Genomic DNA, 22,440 nt, shown 5'->3' with positions numbered 1-22,440 from the left:
GAAGACGCGCACGATTACCGCTACTTCCCCGACCCTGATCTTCTGCCACTAGTGATCGAGCAGAACTGGGTGGACCAGATCAAGCAGACGCTGCCGGAACTGCCGGACGAAAAGCGCGCCCGTTTCCAGCAGGATTACGGGATCACCGCTTACGATGCCGGCGTTCTGGTGGCCGAGCAGGCAACGGCGGACTTCTATGAAAGTGTCGCCAAGGGACGTGACGGCAAATCGGCTGCCGCATGGGTCACCGGTGACTTCTTCGCGGCCCTCAACCGTACGGGCAAGTCGATCGAGGAAAGCCCGGTCAGCGCAGCTAATCTGGGCGCGATGCTCGACCTGATTGCTGACGGCACGATCAACGGCAAGATCGCCAAGGAAGTGCTCGAAGACATGTTCGAGACCGGTGATGCTCCACTGGCTATTGTGGACCGCAAGGGTCTGCGTCAGGTCACGGACACGGGCGCCATCGAAGCGACAGCTGATGAGATCATCAGCAAGAATGCCGACAAGGTGGAACAGTATAAGGGCGGCAAGGACAAGCTGTTCGGCTTCTTCGTCGGACAGGTGATGAAGGCGACGGGCGGCAAGGCTAACCCTGCCATCGTTAATGACATCCTGCGCAAGAAACTCGACGGCTAAAGTTCTTGTCCGGCCAGATTTCATTGTCTGGCCGGACAAAATTATTTTCTAATTTTCTCTACACACTGACATTAAAAAACCAATAGTAGCAAAGGCTGTTTCGAAACAAAAGCTCAGCACCCCATAAAGTTTACTTGATCTACAATACTCAATTGCGGAAATCTGTTCTTTAAATGAAAAAATCAACCCTGCCACCACAGGAAACAAAAAAATGGGAATATACTACGGAAAAATAAAACATTATATTAAAAATAAGGGCTTTGGATTTGTTGAAAATGTATTTCCAGAAAAAAGTAAAAATGACATATTTTTTCATATAGAAACCATAAAGAAAACAAACTTAAAAATAGCAGAACAACTTATTCAAGAAGGTAATACTGAATACCTTTATCTTTGGTATGAAACAAAAATTACAAATAATAGAGAAAAAATTATAAATATAATTAATACAAATCAAGTACGATACAGAGCAAACAATAGTATCACCATCTTTACCAAGTCACTTGAGACTTTTTGGGGAAATATTTCATTAACTAAACCGTCATGGCTCGAAGAAGTAACATTAACCTTATTGGGAAACAAATGCACACTGAGGCTGATAAATGAACGTGAAGCACTCTTGAATGCAAAAACATTTTCAGTAACAGCACAGAAAGCATTAGAAGAACGTGAATTCAGGCAACTCGTTGCAGAATTACGACCTCTTGGTTTGCGTACCAGCAAAGAAGCCTCATATTATATTACAAAATACAATCTTGGTAAAAAATACAAGAATATATCCGGCGTTGTGCGGATGGAAGGAAATAGAAACCAATGGAACTTCAATGGAGGATTTCCACCACACATATACGCCAAACTGTGCAAAGAACTAAATTTAACCAATCAAAACACGGATGCACGAGCGATTGGTTTTACGCCTTTTAAGAATCTTAATTTATAGAGACTATTGCGCATCATATATTTCCAATGTTTCTTTGGCGGTTATATGCCGCTCAAACCGATCTAAACACATTGCCATATATCGACACTCTGGCGCTTTTCCCTACGATCCTGATAAACACCAGCCTTTCCGAACGGGAGACTGCTCCCGCGTGTGCCACCCGGAGCCCCGAATGACCGCCATCCGCCGCAGACATGCGACAGAACTTGAAACGATTTCCGTCACTGTTCCGGAAATTGCCGTTGAAGCTTACGAGAACGCCATCAGCACGGTGTGCGCGACGGTCGGCATTTTCGAGTTCGACGAGGAAGAAAAGCTCTGGCGTGTCGAAGGGGTGAAAGACACGGGTCATGCGGAAGATGAGTTGGCGGCCGCTTTGGCTCTGGCTGCTCTGACCACAGGCATCAACGCTGATCTGGAGCGCACCAATACCGAGACGGAAGGCTGGCTCGCCCGCACCTATGAATCGTTTCCGGCACAGGAAGTCGGCAAACGCTTTATCGTTCGGGGTTCGCATCTGGATGAGGCTCCCGACAGCAACCGCATCACCATTACGCTGGATGCGGGTATGGCGTTCGGGTCCGGGGAACATGGCTCGACGCGGGGATGCCTGCGGGCGCTTGAACTGGTGGCGCACCGCAAACCCCGGAATATTCTCGATCTTGGCTGTGGTTCGGGCATTCTCGCCATGGGTGCTGCGGCCCTGCTGCACCGACCCGTTCTGGCCACCGACATTGATCCGTGGTCTGTCCGGATCACTCAGGAGAATGCGGCTCGTAACGGCCTGTCACGTCTGATTGAAGCACGGCTCGGCAATGGCTGGTCCACGCCTGAAATCCGCCGTCGTGCGCCTTATGATCTGGTTTTCGCCAACATCCTTGCCCGTCCGCTTTGCATGATGGCCAAGGATCTGAGCCGTCATCTTGCGCCGGGTGGCACGGTCATTCTGGCTGGGCTACTGAACACGCAGGTTCGCATGGTGCTGGCCGCGCACCAGCGTTGCGGACTGGTGCTGGAACGGCATCTGCGGGAAGGTGACTGGGGAACGCTGATCCTGCGCAAGCCGTTTAAGACGGTGAACACGACAAACAGGCACTAAAGACAGCGGAAGCGGATGCGTCGCTTCCCGGTCGCCCAGAGTGATAACAACGTTCTGCTATCGCAACTGACTGTCCTTGCTGCCACGACGGTTGATGCTGCTGAACACACGCTGGTTGTCTCGCTCTGACTGGCAGTCGATGCAGAACTTCACTCCCGCCAGCGCCTTGCGTCTGGCTTCCGGGATCGGCTCTCCGCACTCACAACATTCAAGAGCACTCTCTCCGGACGGGATGCCGGAGCGGGCCTGTTTGACTGCATCGGCGATGGTGTCGTCGATCTGTTCCTGCACTGCTCCTTCCGGAGCCCAGCCTGTCGCCATGACAAGAATCCCTGAAAGATATACCGTTCAGCGGTCCGTAACTGACTGCTTATAGCGCGTATCTTCATTCCAGGTTTATCTGAAAACGACTTCCTTTTGCCGGAAAAAGCGTTAGGCAGGGAATGGACGAAAACAATCCAGCCTTATCGGCAGCAATCGCCCCTTACTCTTCCAGCCCCTGACTGCGCACCAGTCGGGCATACAGGCCGTCCAGCGCGATCAGTTCCGCATGAGTTCCCTGCTCCACGGCGCGGCCGTCTGCCATAACCACCACCATATCCGCCGAACGGACCGTGGAAAGACGATGCGCCACGATGATGGTCGTGCGTCCGGCACGAAGCTCTCCCAACGCTTCCTGCACCAGAGCCTCGTTCTCGCTATCGAGGGCGCTTGTGGCCTCATCGAGCAGCAGCAAACGTGGATCACGTAGGAGGGCACGCGCCAGAGCAATACGCTGCCGCTGGCCGCCGGACAGCCTTCCCCCTCCGGGGCCGACAATCGTGTCAAAGCCGTTGGGCAACGCCGTGATGAAGGGCTCGGCGGCGGCAAGACGGGCGGCTTCCCGCACCTCGGCCTCCGTTGCGCCGGGACGCCCCATCAGGATGTTCTCCCGCACAGACACGTCAAAAAGCAGCGGGTCCTGGCTGACATAGGCAATCGCGTTGCGCAGATGCTCCAGACCAACATCACGCAGATCGACACCATCGAGCGTTATCGCGCCCCGCGTCACGTCATGCAGTCGAGGAATGAGAGACAGCGCCGTCGATTTGCCTGCCCCGGATGGTCCGACAAGCGCCACGGTCATGCCCGGCTGTGCCTCGAACGAGAGATCGTTCAGCCCCATGCGACCGTCGGCATACTGAAAGGCGACCGTATCGAAACACAGATGCCCTTGTCCCGGAGGCAGGGCGAGCGCCTGCGGATGATCCTGCACGGCGGGTTTCTCGTCGATCAGGGAGAAGATGCGGGAGAGACCGGCCAGACCTTCCTGCAGCGCGGCATTGAGTGCGCCAAGCGCACGCAGCGGACGAGATGCAAGCAGCAGGGCCGCGACAAAACCGGAGAAATCACCCAGCGTGGCTCCCCCCATTGCTGCACGCCATCCAGCAAAGCCCAGCACAGCCGCCACAGCGGAGCCGCCCAGCGCCTCCAGCAAAGGATCGACGCGGGCGCGGCCACGCATAATTCTTAGAAACGCCTCGTGAAGCTGGTTGAACGCCGTGTCCGCCCGTTTTTCCTCGCGCTCTTCGAGACGATAAACACGCACCGTTCGGGCCTGAGCAAAGCTTTCCGTCAGGAAGGCGGCAGTCGAAGCAATCTGCTCGTTGACGTTGCCAGAGGCGCGACGGACCTTCTTGCCAAGCTTCTGGATCGGCACAGCTGCGATCGGATACAGGACCGCCGCGATCAGGCTGAGTTCCCAGTCCATGTAGATCATCGCGACAATCAGCCCGACGACCGTCACCACATCGCCGAGGGAGTTGACGGCCCGGATCATGGCTTCACGGATCGAAATCGCATCTGTGGTAAAACGGGCTGCGAGCGAGGCTGGCGCGTCCTGTTCGATGCGGGCCACATCTGCAGTGGTCAGATGCTGGAACATCGATCCCTGCAAGCCGCGGATGACCACCAAAACGAGGCCCTGCGTCGCCAGTGTCTGGCCGTATTGGGCAGCAGCTTTCGCCAGTGTGATGGCCACGATCAGCAGCGGCACCTGATAGAGAATACGCTCGTCGTGCGTGGAGAACATGTCGAGCGCGCGCTGGATCACCAGAGGATAGAGCGCGGTCAGTGTCGCCATGGCGATGGTCAGAACGAGAACGCTCAGAATCCTGCCGCGATGCTGACTGATCTGGTCACGCCACAGGCGAAGCAGAAGCGCTCTGCTGTCCTCGGACTGCGGGGACTTCTTCTGGAGATCAGTCAATGGGGCGCGTGGTGGGAGAGCATTCATTGGCGTCATCTACCAACGCGGATCGCAGACGAAAAGAACCACGAAGCCGAACGTCTCTCCGGGCGATGACCTGCGAGCGGACTAATAATGTATTTTTGCAATAAATAACTTTTGTTATCAAAATGATGAGAAGTCATTTCAACAAATCAATTCAAAGAAAACTCTCATGCAGATCGTGCAGATAAGTCAGGCACTCCTCCCGTCCGGCTCGACAGCCGGTCTGCAACCACCATGCCCGGATTGCAGAAAGCAGCTCCCCCAAGCGTGGTCCGGGCGGTATGCCTTTCGCCAGCAGATCACGGCCTGCGAGAGGAAAGACCGGCATGGGCAGGCTCTCGAGTTGGGAACGCAGGCATTTCCAAGGGGCTTCGTCATGATAGGTCGGATCAGTCGCAATCTGCTGCGCTTCCGCCAGCCAGACCTGCCCCAAAGCAACATCCCGAGGGGTTTCGGCCAGCACACGGGCGACATCTTCATCTGTGACCGCACGGTCAGGCGTGGGAGGATCTGCCTGAAGAAACGCCAGAACGAGAGACGCGTCGGCGCGTGAAAGACGGAGCCGCTCGACGCAGTGTTTTGCCGCTTCCAGAGCGCAATCCGCTCCTGCAAGCAATGCGGCCAGTCGCAGGGCGTGATCTGCTGGACCGCCAGAGGTGATGAGTGCATCGAGACGCTGGATCGCGCCTGTCTGTCTGGACAGTTCAGGCAGACACGCGGCCAGCACGCTGGCCTGATTCATCAGGCTCAGCGTTTCAGTGACGCGTGGGCCGGTCAGAATGCGGCGTAGTTCAGACCAGATCCGCTCTACCGAAAGCCGGTCGATCATTTCCACCCCGCGCGTAATGGCATCCAGAGTGTCCTGATCCGGCATTCCTGAACCGAAGCGCGCCTGAAAGCGGAAGAAACGCAGGATGCGAAGGGCATCTTCCCGTATGCGTGTTGAGGCGTCGCCCACAAATCTGACCTGCCCGGCCTTCAGATCCTCCTGTCCACCGAAATAATCATGAACATGCCCTTCCCGGTCGCACGACATGGCGTTGATTGTGAAATCGCGTCGCGCTGCGTCCTCTTCCCAGTTCTGGGTCCATGAAACATTCGCATGACGGCCATCTGTTACATCGTCGCGGCGCAGGGTGGTGATCTCATAGCCACGATGGTCAATCACCGCCGTGACCGTGCCATGAGACAGCCCCGTGGGAACAGCGCCGATACCCGCATCCCGCAGATGCTTCATCACTTCCTGCGGCGTTTCCGGGGTGCCTAAATCAAAATCGCTGGCAGGAATGCCGTTCAGCATGTCGCGCACAGCGCCACCGACCAGCCGGGCCTGAGGCAGCACCTGCCATATCTGATGGAGAGCCGAAAAATCCGGAAGCATCTCAAGAGGAAGCCGCACGACTTTCGTCATCAGCAGTCGTCATCCTCATCGTTGCCTTCCCGACAGCCACGAGGCGCGAGAGCCAGTGGGAAAAACTCTCCCGCGCTCCAGACACCCAGACAGGCCTGCCCTTCACAGCAGCCAGGTTCAGCCAGAGCCGCCAGTTCGTACCAAACGGGTCGCGAGATTCGGGCCTGCAACGGCAACTCGCCCTCCGCTTGTCGCACGGTGAGATAGGGTGGCGGCGCACTGTCGCACGCATCGAGCGGCACGTTCCATCGGGCCAGAATGGGATGGTCCGGACCTGCGGTGACAACCTGATCAATGTTGGTTCGGAAGCACAGACGCTGCTCTCGCCCCACGCCACACCATTCCAGCTGAACCGCTACGAACGGCACATCCTCGACCTCGATCGTCCCTTCCTCGACAGGAGTGCGAAGCCAGTAGGCGCCGTCTGCCGCACGGGAGAGAGCCGATGCGAAAAGGCAGACCATTGGCTTTCGTCTGATCGGGGAGCCCCGGTAGAGCCAGACTCCGTCGCGGCGGATGAGGAAAGGCAATCTGCCACACTGATGCGGCTTGCGGCCCTTGTGATCCTCGCCAGAGATCTGGCGGAGATCTCCCGATTTTTCGCCAAAAGCATCTGATGTCACGTTCAATTAACTCACATCTGTTTGCCTGCGCACCATACCGATATAGGGTTGCCCCCCGGCTTGATGTAAGCCCCGGACGTGTCAGACTGGACCTATGACGCCTGAAATGATGCCAAACCAGACCGTATTCCTTTCCCCCGAAACGGGCTCCTCTGGCGGCCCCGCCTTCCCGGACAGTGCCTCCGCAGCCCAGCAGGTCGATCTTGTCGCCCGCCGGTTGCAGGATGTGCGGGCGGAAATCGGTCGGGTCATTTTTGGCCAGAAGGATGTTGTCGATCAGGCGCTCGTCAGCATTCTGTCTGGCGGTCATGCTCTGCTGGTTGGCGCTCCCGGCCTCGGCAAAACCCTGCTGGTCACGACGCTGGGCACGGTGCTGGGTCTGGATTCCCGGCGCGTGCAGTTCACGCCTGATCTGATGCCGTCCGACATTACCGGCAGTGAAATTCTTGACGAAGACGCCGCCGGTCACCGTAGTTTCCGCTTCGTGCCGGGACCGGTGTTCTGCCAGTTGCTGATGGCCGACGAAATCAACCGCGCCAGCCCCCGCACCCAGTCCGCCTTGTTGCAGGCCATGCAGGAGCATCGTGTCGCCATCGCCGGGACGGAATATGCGCTTCCACGCCCGTTCCACGTTCTGGCCACGCAGAATCCGATCGATCAGGAAGGCACCTATCCGCTTCCTGAAGCCCAGCTCGATCGTTTCATGCTTCAGATTGAGCTAACGTTTCCGGACGCCGCCGACGAACGAGCCATGCTGCTGGCCACGACCGGCGTGCCGCAAGAGGCTCCGCAGCAGATCCTGTCCACCGAAGACGTGCTTTACGCGCAGGCGATGGTGCGGGCTCTGCCTGTCGGTGAGCGCATTGTGGACGCGATCCTGCGGCTCGTGCGCTCGGCGCGTCCCGAGACGACCGATGTGCAGACCGTGAAAGACTGCATCGCGTGGGGTCCGGGTCCACGTGCGGCACAGACCCTGATGCTGGCCACCCGCGCCCGCGCCCTGCTGGATGGACGTCTCTCACCGGACCTTGATGACGTCGCCGCTCTTGCACGTCCCGTTCTGGCGCATCGTATGGCGCTCAGCTTCTCGGCCAGAGCCGATTCGACCCGGATCGAAGATGTGATCGACGGGCTCGTCTCCCGTCTGGGTTGATCGTGGCGCAAGACACTCCTTCCTCCTCCGGCGGTTTTTTCTCCAGACTGGCGGACAAGCTACGCTCTGCTTCGCCTGCGTCCCGAGGCGATGCCGACGCCGTCATCAGTGGCAGTCCCGCCGTGCTGGCCTCGGAAGCGGACAGACTGGCGGCGACATTGTCATCGCTCGTGCCAGAAGCCGAACGCATCGCGGCGACAGTGGCGGCTGGCCTGCACGGTCAGAGACGTTCCGGTCCGGGCGAGACGTTCTGGCAGTATCGCCCTGCGTTGCCCGGAGAGCCGGTCACACGCATTGACTGGCGGCAGTCGGCCCGCAGTCACAAGGCCTATGTGCGCGAAACGGAAGCCGAGCACGCCCAGACCATCTATCTCTGGTGTGATCTCAGCCCGTCGATGGTGTGGTCGTCCCAGCCATCCTCCCTGCCCCTGAAGCGTGACCGCGCCATTCTGCTACTGTTGGCGGCGGCGTCCCTGCTGGAACGGAGCGGGGAACGCGTGCGTCTTGTGTCGCCTTACGGACCTGCCGATCTGCCGCCCGGTGCGGGCAGGATCGCAAGCCGTATTGCTCTGGCGCTTGCATCACTGGCCCAACAATCGGATGAGACGGCGCTGCTGAAAGGCACGGTTCTGCCCCCTCACTCACAGCTTATCATCGCCAGCGATCTTCTTGCTCCGGATGAAGACGTGATGACGCTCTTTCGTCAGCTGTCGGGCAGCGGCGTCCGCGCTCACATTCTCCAGATTATCGATCCTGCCGAACGTGATCTGCCCTATGCAGGTCGCATCCATTTCGAAGGGCTGGAAAACGAGCCGGACCTCATTCTTCCCGCCGTGGAGACCCTGCGTCCCGAGTATGATGCTGCCTTTGCACGCAGACAGGCTCGTCTCAGAACCATTGCCGAGGGCTGTCGTCATACCTTTCAGTCCCATCAGACGGATACCTCCGCTGCGTCTGCTCTTCTGTCTCTGAGCGCTTCCCTGTCGGGCCATCGTGGGGGCGGACGTCCATGATCTTTCAGTTCCCTGCCCTTCTTGCCGGTCTCATCACTCTGCCAGCCATCTGGTGGCTGTTGCGCGCCCGCCCACCCTCGCCGCGCACCCAGACTTTCCCACCGGTAGCTCTGCTGGCGTCCCTGCATCCCAAACAGGACGATGCGGCGACACCCCCCTTCTGGCTGCTTCTTCTGCGTCTGGCGGCGGCGGCTCTGCTCATTCTGGGTCTGTCCGGCCCGGTCATTCCCGGCAGACCTGTGCCTCTGCCCGGCAACGGGACCCTGCTGCTTGTCATCGACAATGACATGATGACAGCGCCTGACTGGAACGAGCGCAATGCTGCGGCGCATGCGCTTCTTGACGCGGCAGGTCGGGCTGGTCGCCCTGCCGTTCTTCTGACGACAGCGTCCGAAGAACGGGAAAGCCCGGCGACATCCCACGCCCTTCCGGCAGAGCAGGTTGCTCTGGCGCTCGATGCGCTGCGCCCACTGCCCTGGGCTGCCGATCGTGCGCTTGCCGCCCGGCAACTGGAAAAAATGAAATCGGACGGTCTGTCTGCCGGAGCCGTTATCTACCTGTCGAACGGCCTTGCTTCTGCGGGCAAGGACGGCGGCGGTGCGGACCGGTCTTTCTCCACGGCCATGCAGGCGTTTGGCAACGTTCAGGAAATCCGCTTTACGGGTAACGGAGCTTTTGTTCTCAGCCACGCTGCAGAAGAAACTCAGGATGCCTCACCCGACAGCCTTTCAACCGCTGGCGTCATGGCGCAGCTGGAGGCTTTGCCTGCCGATCTACCACGTCGGGTTCGCGTGAGAGCCCACAGCGAAGACGGTGGCACACTGGCGCTGGCCGATGTGACGCTTCCAGCCGGAGCCAGCAGTGCACCGGTTTCGGTTTCCCTGCCAACAGTCATGCGTAATCGTGTTGATATGCTGACGATCGACGGCAATGCCAGCGCGCCGGGCACATTGCTGCTGGATGAAGGCGACAGACTGCGTCCCGTTGGGCTGATTGCGACCGGTAGCGGCGATACGCCTCTTGTTGGCAGCCTGTTCTACCTGCGGCGAGCACTGGCGCCGAATGCTGATCTGCACACTGGCAGCACGACCACCCTCCTCTCCCAGCCCCTGTCTGTTCTGATTGCCCCGGACGGCACCCTCGCCGACGCGGAAACCCAGCAAAAAGTCTCGGACTGGGTAAGAAAAGGCGGTACGCTGATCCGTTTTGCGGGTCGCACACTGGCCGGGCATGAAGACAGCGCCCAGAGCACGCCAGAACCTTCTCGCGCTGAAACGGCGGCCCACGCTGATCCGGAAAAGACGCTGCTTCCAGTGGCGCTCATGCCAACAGCCCGTCAGCTGGGAGGCGCCATGTCATGGGGCAAGCCGCAGTCTCTGGCTGATTTCCCGACGGATTCGCCTTTCCATGGTCTTGCTGTTCCCAAGGATGTCACCGTTTCCCGGCAGATCCTTGCGCAGCCAGCGACCGATCTTTCTGCTCACAGCTGGGCACGGCTTGCTGACGGCACGCCTCTCGTGACGCACGCCACGCTTGGCAAGGGAGAGATCGTGCTGTTTCACGTCACGCCCACGGCGGACTGGTCCAATCTTCCGCTCTCCGGCCTGTTCGTGTCCATGCTGACGCGTCTTGTTGAGCATGCCAGCGGGGTGGACATTCCTTCCGACAATAATGTGTTGCCTCCCGTTATGACGCTGGATGGAGAAGGCGTCCTCGGCTCGCCCTCTCCTCTGGCCCGAGGGCTGGCCTCCAGCAAGTTCGGCACCACGCCTGTCTCTCCGGAGCATCCTCCCGGTCTGTATGGCTCACGCGCCGCACGACGCGCCCTGAACGTGGGTGACACGCTTCACACCCTGTCGCCGTTGCCTCCGACAGGGGCAGTCACCAACCCAGCTGGACACCGGCCCGACAGACTGATGGGCCCGACATTGCTGGCCATTGCTCTTCTGCTTCTGGCTGGCGATGCGCTGGCGACGCTCTTGCTGCGCGGCTTCCTCTCCTTGTCGCGTGCACGCAAAGTCCTTCACCTCTCCATCTTTCTGGGTCTTTCTTCCATGGCCCTCTCGTCTTCCGGATTTGCACAGGATGCCCCTGTCGCTCCAGCCGCTATGAGCAGTGTGCCGGGAGCGGCTCTGGAAACGCGGTTGGCATATGTCGTGACGGGCAATCCGGAAGTCGATGCTGTTTCTCAGGAAGGGCTTCAGGGTCTTTCAGACTATGTGAACGCCCGCACCTCTGCGGTGATCGGACACCCGGACGGCGTGCATCCGGGCAAGGATGACCTCGCCTATTATCCGCTGCTTTACTGGCCGATCACGCCGGACGCGCATGCCGACCCGGCTGTGACCAGTGCTCTGACCACCTTCATCGCGCATGGCGGCATGATCATCATCGATACGCAGGGCGTGGATACTGCGAACTCTGGTGATAATGACACACTAGCAGGCGAGGCTCCGGGCAGTGCGGCGGCGCTCCGACGCGTTACGGCCGGGCTGCCCATTCCTCCGCTCATGCATCTTGATGACCATCATGTGCTGAGTCACACATTCTATCTGCTGCATGACTTTCCAGGCCGTTATGCCGGGCAGCCCGTCTGGGTCGCCCGTGACGGTGAAGCCGAGAATGATGATGTCAGTCCAGTGATTATTGGCAGCGCTGACTGGGCGCATGCCTGGGCCGTGGATCAGAATGGCGACACCCGCTTCGCAGTCCTTCCCGGCGGAGATGAACAGCGGCGCACGGCCTACCGATTTGGCGTGAATGCCGTCATCTATGCGCTGACTGGCAACTACAAGGCGGATCAGGTCCACGTCCCCGCGATCCTCAAACGTCTGGGACAATGAGGGCGGCATGATCGATACCTTCACACACAGCATCGCCTTCGCTCCCCTGCTGCCGCATTGGTTGCTGTTCACGCTGGCCGGACTTCTGGTTGTCATCACGGCGATCGGCCTGCTGGTGCGTATGCGCGGCACCGTTTTTCGTGCGCTGGCCGGTGCTGTCGTTCTGTTGTGGCTGTCCGGCCCGCAATCGCTGAAAGAAGCGCATCGGGAACTGCCTGAAACCGCTCTGGTCATCGTCGATCAGACGGCGTCCATGCAGGTGAAAAACCGTGCCGCCATTGCTCGGGCCGCTGCCCGTATTCTTGGCGAGCAAGGTCCGGGTGGGCCCGGATTGCGCACAGTCACGGTGCGGGGCGAGCAGACTGGCGGCACGCGCCTGTTCGACGCGCTATCGCAGGCCGCCGCTGATATTCCACCGGAGCAACTGGCTGGCGCGATCCTGATCACGGACGGCCAGACCCGTGATGCGCCCAAGGGTATCCCGGAGCGTCTGGCCCTGCACGACAGTCAGGGTCACGCGGTTACCTTGCCATTGCATGTGCTGATGGCCGGACGCGGAGAGGAAATGGATCGTCGTCTCCGTATCCTTCAGGCCCCTCCTTACGCCATTGTTGGTAAATCCGCACTTATCCGCGTTCAGGTTGATGATATGGGGCCGGGAACGCAACCTGGCACACCGGCTACCATCACACTGACTACTGACGGCAACCCAGCCCTGAGCGTGCCTGTCCGTACGGGTGAGCCTCAGGATATTTCCCTGCCTGTGTCGCATCCCGGCGAAACACTTGTGGGTCTGAACGTCTCGGCGCTTCCGGGTGAAGTTTCCACACAGAATAATCAGAACATTCTGACCATTACCGGCGTGCGGGATCGACTGCGCGTGCTGCTTGTCTCAGGCACTCCCAATCAGGGCGAGCGTGTGTGGCGACGTCTGCTGAAAGCCGATCCGTCCGTCGATCTTGTGCACTTCACCATTCTGCGCCCGCCGGAGAAGGATGACGGCACGCCTCTGTCCGATCTGGCGCTGATCGCATTCCCCGTCGAAGAGCTGTTTCAGAACAAGATTGGCCAGTTCGATCTCATCATTCTCGATGGTTTTGAGAACAGGCACATTTTGCCACCTGTCTATCTGCGCAATATCGCCCGTTTCGTGCGCAAGGGCGGCGGCCTGTTCCTGATTGCCGGTCCGGAATTCACTGGACTCAATTCACTACAGGATACGGTGGTTGGCGATGTGTTGCCCGCACACGTTCCGGCGTCTCCTCCTGATCTGGGTCCGACCGAGGCCGCACCCGGCGTCACAATCCGTCGCTTCCGTCCTGAACTGACAGACGAAGGGCGACGTCACCCTGTGACCGCCGAGCTTCCGGGAGCCCCTGCGCCGCACGCTTCGGCAAATGCGAACAAAGAAATCTCTAATGAGTGGGGCCCTTGGTATCGGGCGCTACGTCCTGATGAGTCGCATGGACAGGTGCTGATGAGTGGTCCTGATGCGTCTCCGCTTCTGGTGCTGGATCATGTGGAAAATGGGCGCGTGGCCCTGCTTCTTTCCGATCAGATCTGGCTCTGGTCACGCGGAGAATTGGGAGGTGGCCCGCAGGCCGAGCTTTTGCGGCGCATTTCACACTGGCTGATGAAAGAGCCCGATCTCGAAGAAGAGCGGCTTGAAGCGCATATTTCTGACGGCACTCTGACTGTCACGCGCCACAGTGTTTCCAACACGGCTTCAGCGGATATTACACTGACAGCGCCAGATGGAACGAAATCGACACTCTCTTTGCATGGCGCAGGCCCTGGTGTGGCCGTCGGACAGATGCCGGTGACACAATCTGGCATCTGGACAGCCGACGATGGCAATCATCGTGCCTTTGCTGCGCCTGTGAAAGCCAATCCGGAAGAATTCTCTGACTTGCGTCTGACAGCTGAAATCGTCGGTCCTGTCGCAGCGCGCACAGGCGGAACTGTTGCGTGGCTTGGCGATGACGTTGCCAAGTTAAACGTTCCCCCTCTTCGTTACGGCACTTCGACTGATGCGCTGGGCTTTCCGCAAAGACATGCCCACATTCTGACAGGAACAAGCGCATCGCCATTGCTGCCGGCATGGGCCACTCTTCTTGCGGTTGTTCTGCTACTTGGAACGGGCTGGTATCGGGAAGGACGGGGTTAATTCTTCAGGCAATTGACCACATGCCTGAGGACTTTTTGGCAATCTTACCCGTGAGAATTTCTGGGTTTTGATCGAAACACCAAAGCAGAAGACCGAATGACTCGATATCAATTGGAAACGCACAAGATTACCAAAAGCGCCACAAACACAGAAAACTTCATTATCGTGCGATCTTTTGCGCACTCCCCCCGAAATCCGTCGGCAATCAGTTATCCGCGCTTTTTTCAGCCACAGTCCCTAGCTGACGGGCCTCCCATTCCTTGTAAGTAATGTCGCTGTTGATCTCACGCCAGCTTTCCGGGCCATTAGCTGAACGTCCATAAATTATGGGACGTTGTCATTAACGTGCAAGGTAATGGAAATTGATTACATATCTCTTACGCAATAGAGACACATTGTTTTCCAGCGTTTGGGAAAACATTAATTTCCATCACGAGAAACGGGCATATATCCGCATAGTCGGCTCCGACTGTCTACCGATGTAATGCTTCATTCACTGCGAAGAGATATCCGTCAGATTCGAAGCAGCTTATGAAAGAAAGTCAGTTCTCACGAGGCAATGCGAACAAAAAGTCTGAAACCTTCACACCCTGTTTCACGTCAGACAGCGCCACCCTTGTCTGCCTGCCCTGCGCATCAATAACGGTCCAGCCCTGCAAGCCCAAAGGCTGTTCAGACAACAGCATGATCAACGTTCCTTCCCCCGGAGAGGCGGTGCGAACGGCTGATATCTGAAGCGTACCATTCTGGCGCTGAAAGCTGGTGACAGTCACATCACCCGAGAGTGAGACATGCTCACTGAGCAGCAACCCCAATGGAGTGCGCTCCAGCGGGATTTCCGTGGTCTGATCAAGTTGTGTATCACGAAAAACGACCTTGCCGTCATTTGCAACCAGTAGAAGCGGACTTGGCTTGTCATACTCGAACCGCATCCGCCCTGGTCGAGCCAGCCAGACAGTGCCGGTCGTACGCTGGCCATCCGGCGCAATCTGTTCGAAACGCCCCTTCATGGTGGTGACGGCGTTCATGGTATCCTGAACACGGGCGACCCACCCCTGATCGACAGGCGAGAGTGTGGTCTGCGCATGAGCCACACTGCACAATGACATCGAAGAGGCCATGACCATGCCGCCAGCCAGAAAAACAGCTCGCAGTAGAGTAGTGCTTTTCTGTCGAAAGAGCATGGTCCAGAGCCTCTTCATTTCACCAATTGCCGGTCAGCGCCCGGTCATGATCCGTTCGATAAGCTGCTTCACCGTAGGAACGAAGCCATTCGAATAGAATGGGTCCGTCGCAAAGCGCCAAGCGTTGGTGCCACCAAACATCAGGTTGTGGTCAGCAATTTCAGCCTGATCCGGCCCCTCAGCATGCGAGATCGTCTGGAGGGTTTTCTGAATGCAGAATGACCGGGGATCGGCCCTGCGTCCGTTGCTGTACTCCGGCGGACGCTGGCTCCAGTTGGAGAAGCGACATTCAGACAGACAGCCCATGCAGGCCACCTGATCGGCCAGAATTTCCTTTGCGCGCTCAGGCGTCACGAAAATCAGGGTCGAATCCGGCGTACGCATGGCCTCCGTGAAGCCCGCTGCTTCCCAGCCCTTGATGTGCAGCAGATCCGCTTCCGTCACGAAGACTTCCCGCTTGCGAGCGCCGACGCCATACCGGGCCACCAATTCACCCAGCGGCTCCGACGAATAGGCAACCTGACGTTCCGAACGCTCACGCAGTTCCTGCATAAAGCTGTTGTTTACGGCAGAAGAATAAAATCCGGTGGGCGAAAAGCGATTGAGGTAAACATCGCCTTTCTTCAGGGTCAGCAACCGTGCTTTCCAGGCATCCGGAATGGGGCTTTCCTGCGTGAGCAGAGGCCGTGTACCAAACTGGAAAACAATCGGTCCCAGTTCAGGATTGTCGATCCAGTCCTGCCATTCCTCGAGCCACCACACACCGCCCGCCATGATGATGGGGGTGTCACCCAGCCCGAACGTCCGCATCAGCTTCCGCAATGCGAGCACGCGGGGATATGGGTCTTCCGGCATCAGCGGATTTTCTGTGTTGGACAGGCCGTTATGCCCCCCCGCCCGCCACGGATCCTCATAGACCACGCCACCAAGAAGCTCGGCCGCCTTGCTGTAGGCCCGCTTCCATAGCGCGTTGAACGCCCGTGCTGAGGAGACGATCGGGTAATAGTGGACGCCAAACTTCGCGGCTATTTCGGACAGGCGATAGGGCATGCCCGCGCCACAGGTCAGACCGTGAATGAGGCCTTTGGCGCCTTCCATGACGCCTTCGATCACCCGTTCCGAGCCGCCCATTTCCCAAAGAATATTAGCGTGGATGCGACCTTTGCCGCCTGAACGCTCGTGCGCGATTTTCGCCTGAGCAATGCCACCCTTGATGGCATAGTCGATCAGTTCTTCCTGACGCTCCCTGCGCGTGCGCCCCTTGTAAATCTGGGGAACGACATTGCCGTTCTCATCATAGCTATCCGCGTTGACGACAGAGATCGTGCCAGCACCGCCAGCAGCGGCCCAAGCTCCGGCGGATTCACCCGTCGAAACGGAAACACCTTTTCCACCCTCAACGAGAGGCAGGACTTCAGCGCCCCCCAACCTAACTGCGTTAATAGACTTCATGCTGTTCCGTCATCGTCCCTGTTCGTGCCGCAAACATGGGCGCTCTTAACCCGATGCCGCTTCAGGCGCCATAGAGAAACGGGCGTTACGACCGGAGAGTCGCAACGCCCGCCCCCAGTTCAGACCTTGGGAGGTCTCAGTCTTCGCGACGTGGTGCGCGTGCAGGCTTCTCGCCAACATCCGCTGTGATATCGGCACCCGTGGCCTGATCTACAACCCTCATCGAGAGCTTCACCTTGCCACGATCATCAAAGCCGATGACCTTTACCTTCACAGCGTCGCCCTGCTTCACCACGTCCGTGGTGCGGGCCACGCGGCCCTGCGCCAGCTCGGAGATGTGAACCAGACCGTCCTTGGCGCCAAGGAAGTTAACAAATGCGCCAAAGTCAGCCGTCTTCACAACCTTGCCATCATAGATACGACCAACTTCAGGCTCGGCCACGATGCCGTTGATACGGGCAATCGCCTTCTGAGCCTGCTCGTCGGACGATGCCGCAATGGTGATCGTGCCATCATCACCGATATCGACCTTCGCACCGGAATATTCGACGATCTCACGAATGACCTTGCCGCCCGTTCCGATCACATCGCGGATCTTCTCCTTGGGCACGCTCATCGTGGTGATCTTCGGCGCCGTGGAGGACACGCCTGCACGGCCTTCCGTCAGCGCCTTGGACATCTCGCCCAGAATGTGGAGACGACCGCCACGGGCCTGCTCCAGAGCGATTTCCATGATCTCCGGCGTGATGGATGTGATCTTGATGTCCATCTGCAACGCGGTGATACCAGCTTCGGTTCCCGCTACCTTAAAGTCCATGTCGCCGAGGTGATCTTCGTCACCAAGGATATCGGACAGCACGGCGTAGCCGCTGTCTTCCTTGATGAGACCCATCGCAATACCAGCGACCGGACGCTTCAGCGGAACGCCGGCATCCATCAGGGCGAGAGAGGAACCGCAGACCGTCGCCATGGAAGACGAACCGTTGCTTTCCGTGATCTCGGACACAACACGCATCGTGTACGGGAACTCGGCCTTCGTCGGCAGCAGCGGGTGGATGGCGCGCCATGCCAGCTTGCCATGACCGATCTCACGACGACCCGGCGAACCTGTGCGCCCACACTCACCGACTGAGAACGGAGGGAAGTTGTAGTGCAGCATGAAGTTGGTGCGGTATTCACCTTCGAGCGCGTCGATGACCTGCTCGTCCTGACCCGTACCAAGCGTTGCAATCACGAGAGCCTGCGTCTCACCACGGGTGAAGAGAGCGGAACCGTGAGCGCGCGGCAGAATACCAACTTCGGAGACGATCGGACGAACCGTGACAAGATCACGACCGTCGATACGCAGACCCGTATTGAGGATCGCGTTACGCACGATATCAGCCTCAAGGTCCTTCAGCATTGGCTTGGCAGCCTCAGCGTCCAGATCGGCAGCCGTCAGCTTCTCGATGACTGTCTTCTTGGCCTCAGCAATTTTCTCATAACGAGCCTGCTTGGCCTTCTCCTTGTAAGCTGCTGTGAGCAGCTTGCGGCCCAGCGTATCGACCTTCTTGCGAAGAGCGATGGCTTCCTTGCTCGGACCTTCCATCTCCCACGGTGCTTTCGCAGCGTGCTCGGCAAGCGCGATGATCGCATCAATAACCGGCTGGAACGCCTTGTGACCGAAGTTCACAGCACCAAGCATGACAGCTTCGGACAGTTCGCTGGCTTCCGACTCCACCATCAGCACGCCTTCCGACGTACCGGCGACGACGAGGTCCAGATCGGACTCCTTGGTCTCGTCAATGGTCGGGTTCAGCACATATTCGCCGTTGGTATAACCAACACGGCAGCCGGCAACCGGACCAAAGAACGGGATACCGGACAGGGTCAGCGCTGCCGATGCACCGATCAGCGCCGGAATAGCCGGATCGTTTTCCATGTCATGGCTGAGGACCGTCGTAATGACCTGAACCTCGTTGCGGAACCCTTCCGGGAACAGCGGACGGATCGGACGGTCAATCAGGCGGGAGTTGAGTGTTTCCGCTTCGGACGGACGACCTTCACGCTTGAAGAAACCACCCGGGATTTTACCGGCAGCGTAGGCCTTTTCCTGATAGTTGACGGTCAGCGGGAAGAAATCCTGTCCCGGCTTCACGGTCTTGGCACCCACGGCCGTACACAGGACAACGGTCTCGCCATAGGTGACAACAACAGCGCCGTCTGCCTGACGGGCGATCTTGCCGGTCTCAAGGATCAGCGGGCGACCGCCCCATTCAATTTCTTTACGGAAATAATTGAACATTCTTACTTCAAACCTTTCGGCCATCCCCAGCGACAGCCCCGGTCCAGGCCTGACAGCGGCCATGTGATTCCCGGGGTTTGAGAAACCGGATGCAGACAGCGTCTCGGACGGCATGGTGGCTGACGAAAACGTCAGAACGCCATGTGGCCTGAAACGCCGTGGCCAGCCCGGCTTCCACGCGTGCGGAACGGCGCAGCTTTACGTCCGGACCATCCAGACGCAAAAAACCCGAGGCTCCAAAATGGAACCCCGGGCGAACCTTTACAGGATTATCGGCGCAGGGAAAACAGCAGATTGGCTGCCATTCCACCTTTTGCCTGACCCTGTGATCAGCGACGCAGACCCAGACGACCGATCAGCGACGCAGACCCAGACGACCGATCAGCGTCTCGTAACGCTGCTGGCTCTTGCGCTTCAGGTAGTCGAGCAGGCCGCGACGGTTACCAACCATCACCAGCAGACCGCGACGGGAATGGAAGTCCTTCGCGTGGGTCTTCAGGTGCTCGGTCAGGTTGTTGATACGCTCCGTGAGGATCGCAACCTGAACTTCCGGCGAACCTGTGTCGGTCGGGGTTGTGCGGTATTCTTCAATCAGCGCCGTGCGGCGTTCTGCGGTAATCGACATCGTCGTCTCCCAATCTCAAAGCAAACGAACAGGCTTGAGCCACCCCTCATCAAGGCGTCCCAGACCCAAAACCACTTCCCCGTCCATCATGCGGACCACGTCATCCGGACCCGTTTCCGGGATACGGTCGATGAAATCCATCAGACCAAGAGCCTGTCCATGTCGGATAAGCGCCGCTTCATCAGGCATCAGGGCCACCGCCGGGATGTCGGCCAGCGCGGTCGATACCGGAAGAAGCAGTTCCGGCGAAGCGGGGCCTTCTTCGGCGCTCTCGGTGATTTTGTCCAGTGAAATCGCATCGGCCTCGGTGAAAGAACCGACCCGCAACCGGCGCAGAACGGCAATATGCCCCACTGTTCCACAGGCCAGAGCCACATCGCGGGCCAACGAACGCATATAAACGCCCTTGCCGGATTCAACTTCAAACACGGCATGATCGGCATCCGGACGATCAATCAGCACGAAACGGTCGATGCGAGCAGGACGGGGCGGCAGTTCCGGCGGACGACCATCGCGCGCCATGTCATAGGCCCGCTCGCCCGCGACTTTCAGGGCGGAGAACACAGGAGGCACCTGCATGATATCGCCCGTCAGGTCGGCTGCTGCCTGCCGCAACTGCTCGTCTGTCGGACGCACATCGGAGGTCGCCGTGACATTGCCATCGGCGTCGTCGCTGTCACGTGCCTCACCCAGTTTCAGAGTGAAGTGATACCGCTTGGTACCATCCATAATGTAGGGAACCGTCTTGGTCGCAGCGCCCATGGCGATAGGCAGAAGACCCGTTGCAAGAGGATCAAGCGTGCCACCGTGACCGACTTTCTGGGCATTGAAGGCGCGCTTGAGGATGCTGACCACTGCTGTCGATGTCATACCGGTTGGTTTGTCGATAACCAGCCAGCCATCCAGAGGCCGCCCCTTGCGAACACGGTTACGCGCCATTCCTGCATCTCCCGATTGTCCCGCGACCGGACAAATCGGCCCCGGAAAGGCGCGGGTCTAGCCGAGCACAGCCCAGACCGCAACGCCTGCACGGCCTGTATCAGGCCACCGGGAGTCAGGTGGACTGCGGAACAGCGAAGCAGGCCACGGAATGCGTGTGGAGGATACGACAGGCCGTTGTCGCATCCTGCGCGGCAAATCCGACCAGACGGGCGCGATAGAGGGATTTGGCTGTTGGCGAGACTCTCGTGACCACAGGACTGGCGTCACCTTTTCTGCCGATAATGGCCTGCGCCTGCGCCAGAGCCACTCTCGCATCAGACCCGGATGAGAAAGCGCCAACCTGCACGGCCCAACCGCCTCCACTTGACGCTGGTCGCGTATAAGCCACTGGCGTCAGACGATAGGCCGGAGCAGCTCGCGCTGAAGCAGGCTCGACATAGCTGGCCAATTCCGCTGGCAATGCCTGCTGACTTGCCGCGACAGGAGGGGCCGAAGCCACCTCCACGGCCGGTTGAGGCGGAGCGAGCGGCGCGACTGGCGCTACAGGATCAGCATGCGGCACATCCCGATCGACCAGACAGTTCGACGGGTCGTAAGCAGCGTCAACATTTCGCAGACAGCCGTCAGACGTACGGGCAACCGGCCCCGTTACGACCGTATTCTGAGCAACTGTGTTCTGGGCGACCGTATAGGCTGGTACGGTTCGAGCGCTCGCCACCATAACCGGGGACGCTGTCGTCGTCACAGCCGGGACAGCATCGCCAAGATTCGGGCTGATGGAGGCGACGTAATTGACCGTTTCATCCGGCAGTGAGCCGCCTGTTTCAAGATACTGCTCCAGACGACCCGGTCCGGCGTTATAGGCAGCAAGAAAACCCGGCGAGCCGAATTTATTGTAAAGCTGACGGATATAGCCGGTCCCGGCCATGATGTTGTCGTGCGGTTCGTAAGGATCATTGCCCAGCCCGAACTCCGCCGCCAGCTCCGACCATGTGGCGGGCATCAACTGCATAAGACCCATTGCGCCTGAACCTGAGCGGGTCAGATGACCATTCTGATATTCGTGACCGCCCGATTCCTGATGCATGACGGCCCGAACCCACTGTTCGGGAACTGTGAAACGATTGGCTGCCTCGCGGATATACGGCCCCCAAGGATCACTGGCCGGACCGGGAGGAGTATAATCTCCCCGCCCCCACTGTGATGGACTGCCGCCCGGCCGTGAACTGCCGCTGCATGCCGCCAGACCAAGCATAAGCCCCAGCGTCATGGACCGAAAGATTACAGCCTGCCCCCGACTCATCACGAGCCCCCTTGAAAGAATGGACGCATCCCAACATTACACTTATGTATGCCAATAGAAAATTAAGGCGAAAATGAGACGAACCAGTCGGCGGCGACACAGGGAACGTCTTTTCCTTGGTTGACGCATACTGTCTGAGCTGGCATGTGGCCTGCCCTTAGATTGCGTGCGGGTCTTCAGGTCGCACCATATACCGTCGGGGATTCGCGTCCCCTGCCACGAATACAATTCGACAGGTTTCATATGGCCCAGCCCGAACTCGGTTCCAAACGCGTCTGCGTCTCGTGCGGCGCGCGTTTCTATGACCTCACCAAAGATCCCGCTGTTTGCCCGAAATGCGGGACTGAGCAGCCGGCTGAAGTTCCTCGCCTCAAGCGTACAGGCGAGATCGTTCCCGCTACGCCGGTAAAGGCTCCGAAGCCGAAGACGGACGAGGATGATGTTGATGATGATCTCGACATCGTAGCGGACGATGATGACGATGATGATG

Annotated in this window: 17 protein-coding genes and 1 pseudogene; 8 read left to right on the top strand and 10 right to left on the bottom strand. The window is 58.7% G+C overall.

Annotated features, from left to right (window positions below):
• The 3 genes and pseudogenes from gatB to B3759_RS00635 form a co-directional block, all read left to right on the top strand.
• Positions 1 to 639: pseudogene (gene gatB, locus B3759_RS00645) on the top strand (Asp-tRNA(Asn)/Glu-tRNA(Gln) amidotransferase GatCAB subunit B); the annotation flags it as partial.
• 211 nt (positions 640 to 850) lie between these two features.
• Positions 851 to 1,579, top strand: coding sequence for a cold-shock protein (locus B3759_RS00640; RefSeq protein ID WP_291362675.1), 729 nt, complete (start codon positions 851 to 853; stop codon positions 1,577 to 1,579).
• 172 nt (positions 1,580 to 1,751) lie between these two features.
• On the top strand, positions 1,752 to 2,678 hold the full coding sequence (locus B3759_RS00635; protein ID WP_291362673.1) for a 50S ribosomal protein L11 methyltransferase: 927 nt from the start codon (positions 1,752 to 1,754) through the stop codon (positions 2,676 to 2,678).
• Between the two features lie 57 nt (positions 2,679 to 2,735).
• Here the strand turns inward: B3759_RS00635 and B3759_RS00630 are convergent, their stop codons facing one another.
• The 4 genes from B3759_RS00630 to B3759_RS00615 form a co-directional block, all read right to left on the bottom strand.
• A complete protein-coding gene (locus tag B3759_RS00630; RefSeq protein ID WP_291362671.1) occupies positions 2,736 to 2,999 on the bottom strand; it encodes a DksA/TraR family C4-type zinc finger protein in 264 nt (87 codons plus the stop codon).
• Positions 3,000 to 3,162: 163 nt separating this feature from the next.
• Positions 3,163 to 4,953 (bottom strand): ABC transporter ATP-binding protein, encoded by a 1,791-nt coding sequence (locus B3759_RS00625; RefSeq protein WP_291362669.1) that lies wholly within the window; start codon positions 4,951 to 4,953, stop codon positions 3,163 to 3,165.
• Positions 4,954 to 5,104: 151 nt separating this feature from the next.
• On the bottom strand, positions 5,105 to 6,361 hold the full coding sequence (locus tag B3759_RS00620) for a CCA tRNA nucleotidyltransferase (RefSeq protein ID WP_291362667.1): 1,257 nt from the start codon (positions 6,359 to 6,361) through the stop codon (positions 5,105 to 5,107).
• Positions 6,361 to 6,990: a DUF1285 domain-containing protein gene (locus tag B3759_RS00615; RefSeq protein WP_291362665.1), complete on the bottom strand. Its 630-nt coding sequence runs from the start codon at positions 6,988 to 6,990 to the stop codon at positions 6,361 to 6,363. Before B3759_RS00615 ends, B3759_RS00620 begins: the two co-directional genes overlap by 1 nt.
• Positions 6,991 to 7,093: 103 nt before the next feature.
• Here B3759_RS00615 and B3759_RS00610 point away from each other — a divergent pair, with 103 nt between their 5' ends.
• Genes B3759_RS00610 through B3759_RS00595 form a run of 4 tightly spaced genes read left to right on the top strand, consistent with a single transcriptional unit; the run spans position 7,094 to position 14,160 of the window.
• Positions 7,094 to 8,137 carry an AAA family ATPase gene (locus B3759_RS00610; protein WP_408736426.1) on the top strand — a complete coding sequence of 348 codons (1,044 nt, stop codon included), beginning with the start codon at positions 7,094 to 7,096 and terminating at the stop codon, positions 8,135 to 8,137.
• Positions 8,138 to 8,139: 2 nt separating this feature from the next.
• Positions 8,140 to 9,150, top strand: a complete 1,011-nt coding sequence (locus B3759_RS00605) for a DUF58 domain-containing protein (protein ID WP_291362661.1) — start codon at positions 8,140 to 8,142, stop codon at positions 9,148 to 9,150.
• Entirely contained in the window at positions 9,147 to 11,993 is a 2,847-nt protein-coding gene (locus B3759_RS00600; protein ID WP_291362659.1) for a DUF4159 domain-containing protein, read from the top strand. Before B3759_RS00605 ends, B3759_RS00600 begins: the two co-directional genes overlap by 4 nt.
• A 7-nt stretch (positions 11,994 to 12,000) precedes the next feature.
• On the top strand, positions 12,001 to 14,160 hold the full coding sequence (locus B3759_RS00595; protein ID WP_291362657.1) for a VWA domain-containing protein: 2,160 nt from the start codon (positions 12,001 to 12,003) through the stop codon (positions 14,158 to 14,160).
• A 542-nt stretch (positions 14,161 to 14,702) separates the two neighbouring features.
• Here B3759_RS00595 and B3759_RS00590 read toward each other — a convergent pair.
• The 6 genes from B3759_RS00590 to B3759_RS00565 form a co-directional block, all read right to left on the bottom strand.
• Positions 14,703 to 15,344, bottom strand: coding sequence for a LolA family protein (locus B3759_RS00590; RefSeq protein WP_291362655.1), 642 nt, complete (start codon positions 15,342 to 15,344; stop codon positions 14,703 to 14,705).
• Positions 15,345 to 15,377: 33 nt separating this feature from the next.
• The gene (locus B3759_RS00585) at positions 15,378 to 16,796 is read right to left on the bottom strand and encodes an NAD(P)H-dependent flavin oxidoreductase (RefSeq protein ID WP_291362653.1); all 1,419 of its coding nucleotides are present in this window, start codon (positions 16,794 to 16,796) and stop codon (positions 15,378 to 15,380) included.
• Positions 16,797 to 16,932: 136 nt separating this feature from the next.
• A complete protein-coding gene (gene pnp, locus B3759_RS00580; RefSeq protein WP_291362677.1) occupies positions 16,933 to 19,080 on the bottom strand; it encodes a polyribonucleotide nucleotidyltransferase in 2,148 nt (715 codons plus the stop codon).
• 355 nt (positions 19,081 to 19,435) lie between these two features.
• Positions 19,436 to 19,705: a 30S ribosomal protein S15 gene (rpsO, locus tag B3759_RS00575; protein WP_010667834.1), complete on the bottom strand. Its 270-nt coding sequence runs from the start codon at positions 19,703 to 19,705 to the stop codon at positions 19,436 to 19,438.
• Positions 19,706 to 19,720: 15 nt separating this feature from the next.
• Positions 19,721 to 20,644 carry a tRNA pseudouridine(55) synthase TruB gene (truB, locus tag B3759_RS00570; RefSeq protein WP_291362649.1) on the bottom strand — a complete coding sequence of 308 codons (924 nt, stop codon included), beginning with the start codon at positions 20,642 to 20,644 and terminating at the stop codon, positions 19,721 to 19,723.
• 115 nt (positions 20,645 to 20,759) lie between these two features.
• Positions 20,760 to 21,950 carry a transglycosylase SLT domain-containing protein gene (locus B3759_RS00565; protein ID WP_291362647.1) on the bottom strand — a complete coding sequence of 397 codons (1,191 nt, stop codon included), beginning with the start codon at positions 21,948 to 21,950 and terminating at the stop codon, positions 20,760 to 20,762.
• A 243-nt stretch (positions 21,951 to 22,193) separates the two neighbouring features.
• Between B3759_RS00565 and B3759_RS00560 the strand changes: the two genes are divergently transcribed.
• Positions 22,194 to 22,440, top strand: a 247-nt coding sequence (locus B3759_RS00560; protein ID WP_291362645.1) for an FYDLN acid domain-containing protein, incomplete at its 3' end; no start/stop codon positions are given.

This window comes from Acetobacter sp. UBA5411, assembly GCF_002409645.1.
Lineage (GTDB): Bacteria > Pseudomonadota > Alphaproteobacteria > Acetobacterales > Acetobacteraceae > Acetobacter.
Note: the sequence above shows the minus strand (reverse complement) of the source record. Positions and strands in the feature narration are given on the sequence as shown.

What these genes read in the sequence shown, in the direction of transcription:
- B3759_RS00640 (WP_291362675.1), top strand. Translation starts at nt 851, where the DNA reads ATGGGAATATACTACGGAAAAATAAAACATTATATTAAAAATAAGGGC.
- B3759_RS00635 (WP_291362673.1), top strand. Translation starts at nt 1,752, where the DNA reads ATGACCGCCATCCGCCGCAGACATGCGACAGAACTTGAAACGATTTCC.
- B3759_RS00630 (WP_291362671.1), bottom strand. Translation starts at nt 2,999, where the DNA reads ATGGCGACAGGCTGGGCTCCGGAAGGAGCAGTGCAGGAACAGATCGAC.
- B3759_RS00625 (WP_291362669.1), bottom strand. Translation starts at nt 4,953, where the DNA reads ATGAATGCTCTCCCACCACGCGCCCCATTGACTGATCTCCAGAAGAAG.
- B3759_RS00620 (WP_291362667.1), bottom strand. Translation starts at nt 6,361, where the DNA reads ATGACGAAAGTCGTGCGGCTTCCTCTTGAGATGCTTCCGGATTTTTCG.
- B3759_RS00610 (WP_408736426.1), top strand. Translation starts at nt 7,094, where the DNA reads ATGCCAAACCAGACCGTATTCCTTTCCCCCGAAACGGGCTCCTCTGGC.
- B3759_RS00600 (WP_291362659.1), top strand. Translation starts at nt 9,147, where the DNA reads ATGATCTTTCAGTTCCCTGCCCTTCTTGCCGGTCTCATCACTCTGCCA.
- B3759_RS00595 (WP_291362657.1), top strand. Translation starts at nt 12,001, where the DNA reads ATGATCGATACCTTCACACACAGCATCGCCTTCGCTCCCCTGCTGCCG.
- B3759_RS00590 (WP_291362655.1), bottom strand. Translation starts at nt 15,344, where the DNA reads ATGCTCTTTCGACAGAAAAGCACTACTCTACTGCGAGCTGTTTTTCTG.
- B3759_RS00585 (WP_291362653.1), bottom strand. Translation starts at nt 16,796, where the DNA reads ATGAAGTCTATTAACGCAGTTAGGTTGGGGGGCGCTGAAGTCCTGCCT.
- pnp (WP_291362677.1), bottom strand. Translation starts at nt 19,080, where the DNA reads ATGTTCAATTATTTCCGTAAAGAAATTGAATGGGGCGGTCGCCCGCTG.
- rpsO (WP_010667834.1), bottom strand. Translation starts at nt 19,705, where the DNA reads ATGTCGATTACCGCAGAACGCCGCACGGCGCTGATTGAAGAATACCGC.
- truB (WP_291362649.1), bottom strand. Translation starts at nt 20,644, where the DNA reads ATGGCGCGTAACCGTGTTCGCAAGGGGCGGCCTCTGGATGGCTGGCTG.
- B3759_RS00565 (WP_291362647.1), bottom strand. Translation starts at nt 21,950, where the DNA reads ATGAGTCGGGGGCAGGCTGTAATCTTTCGGTCCATGACGCTGGGGCTT.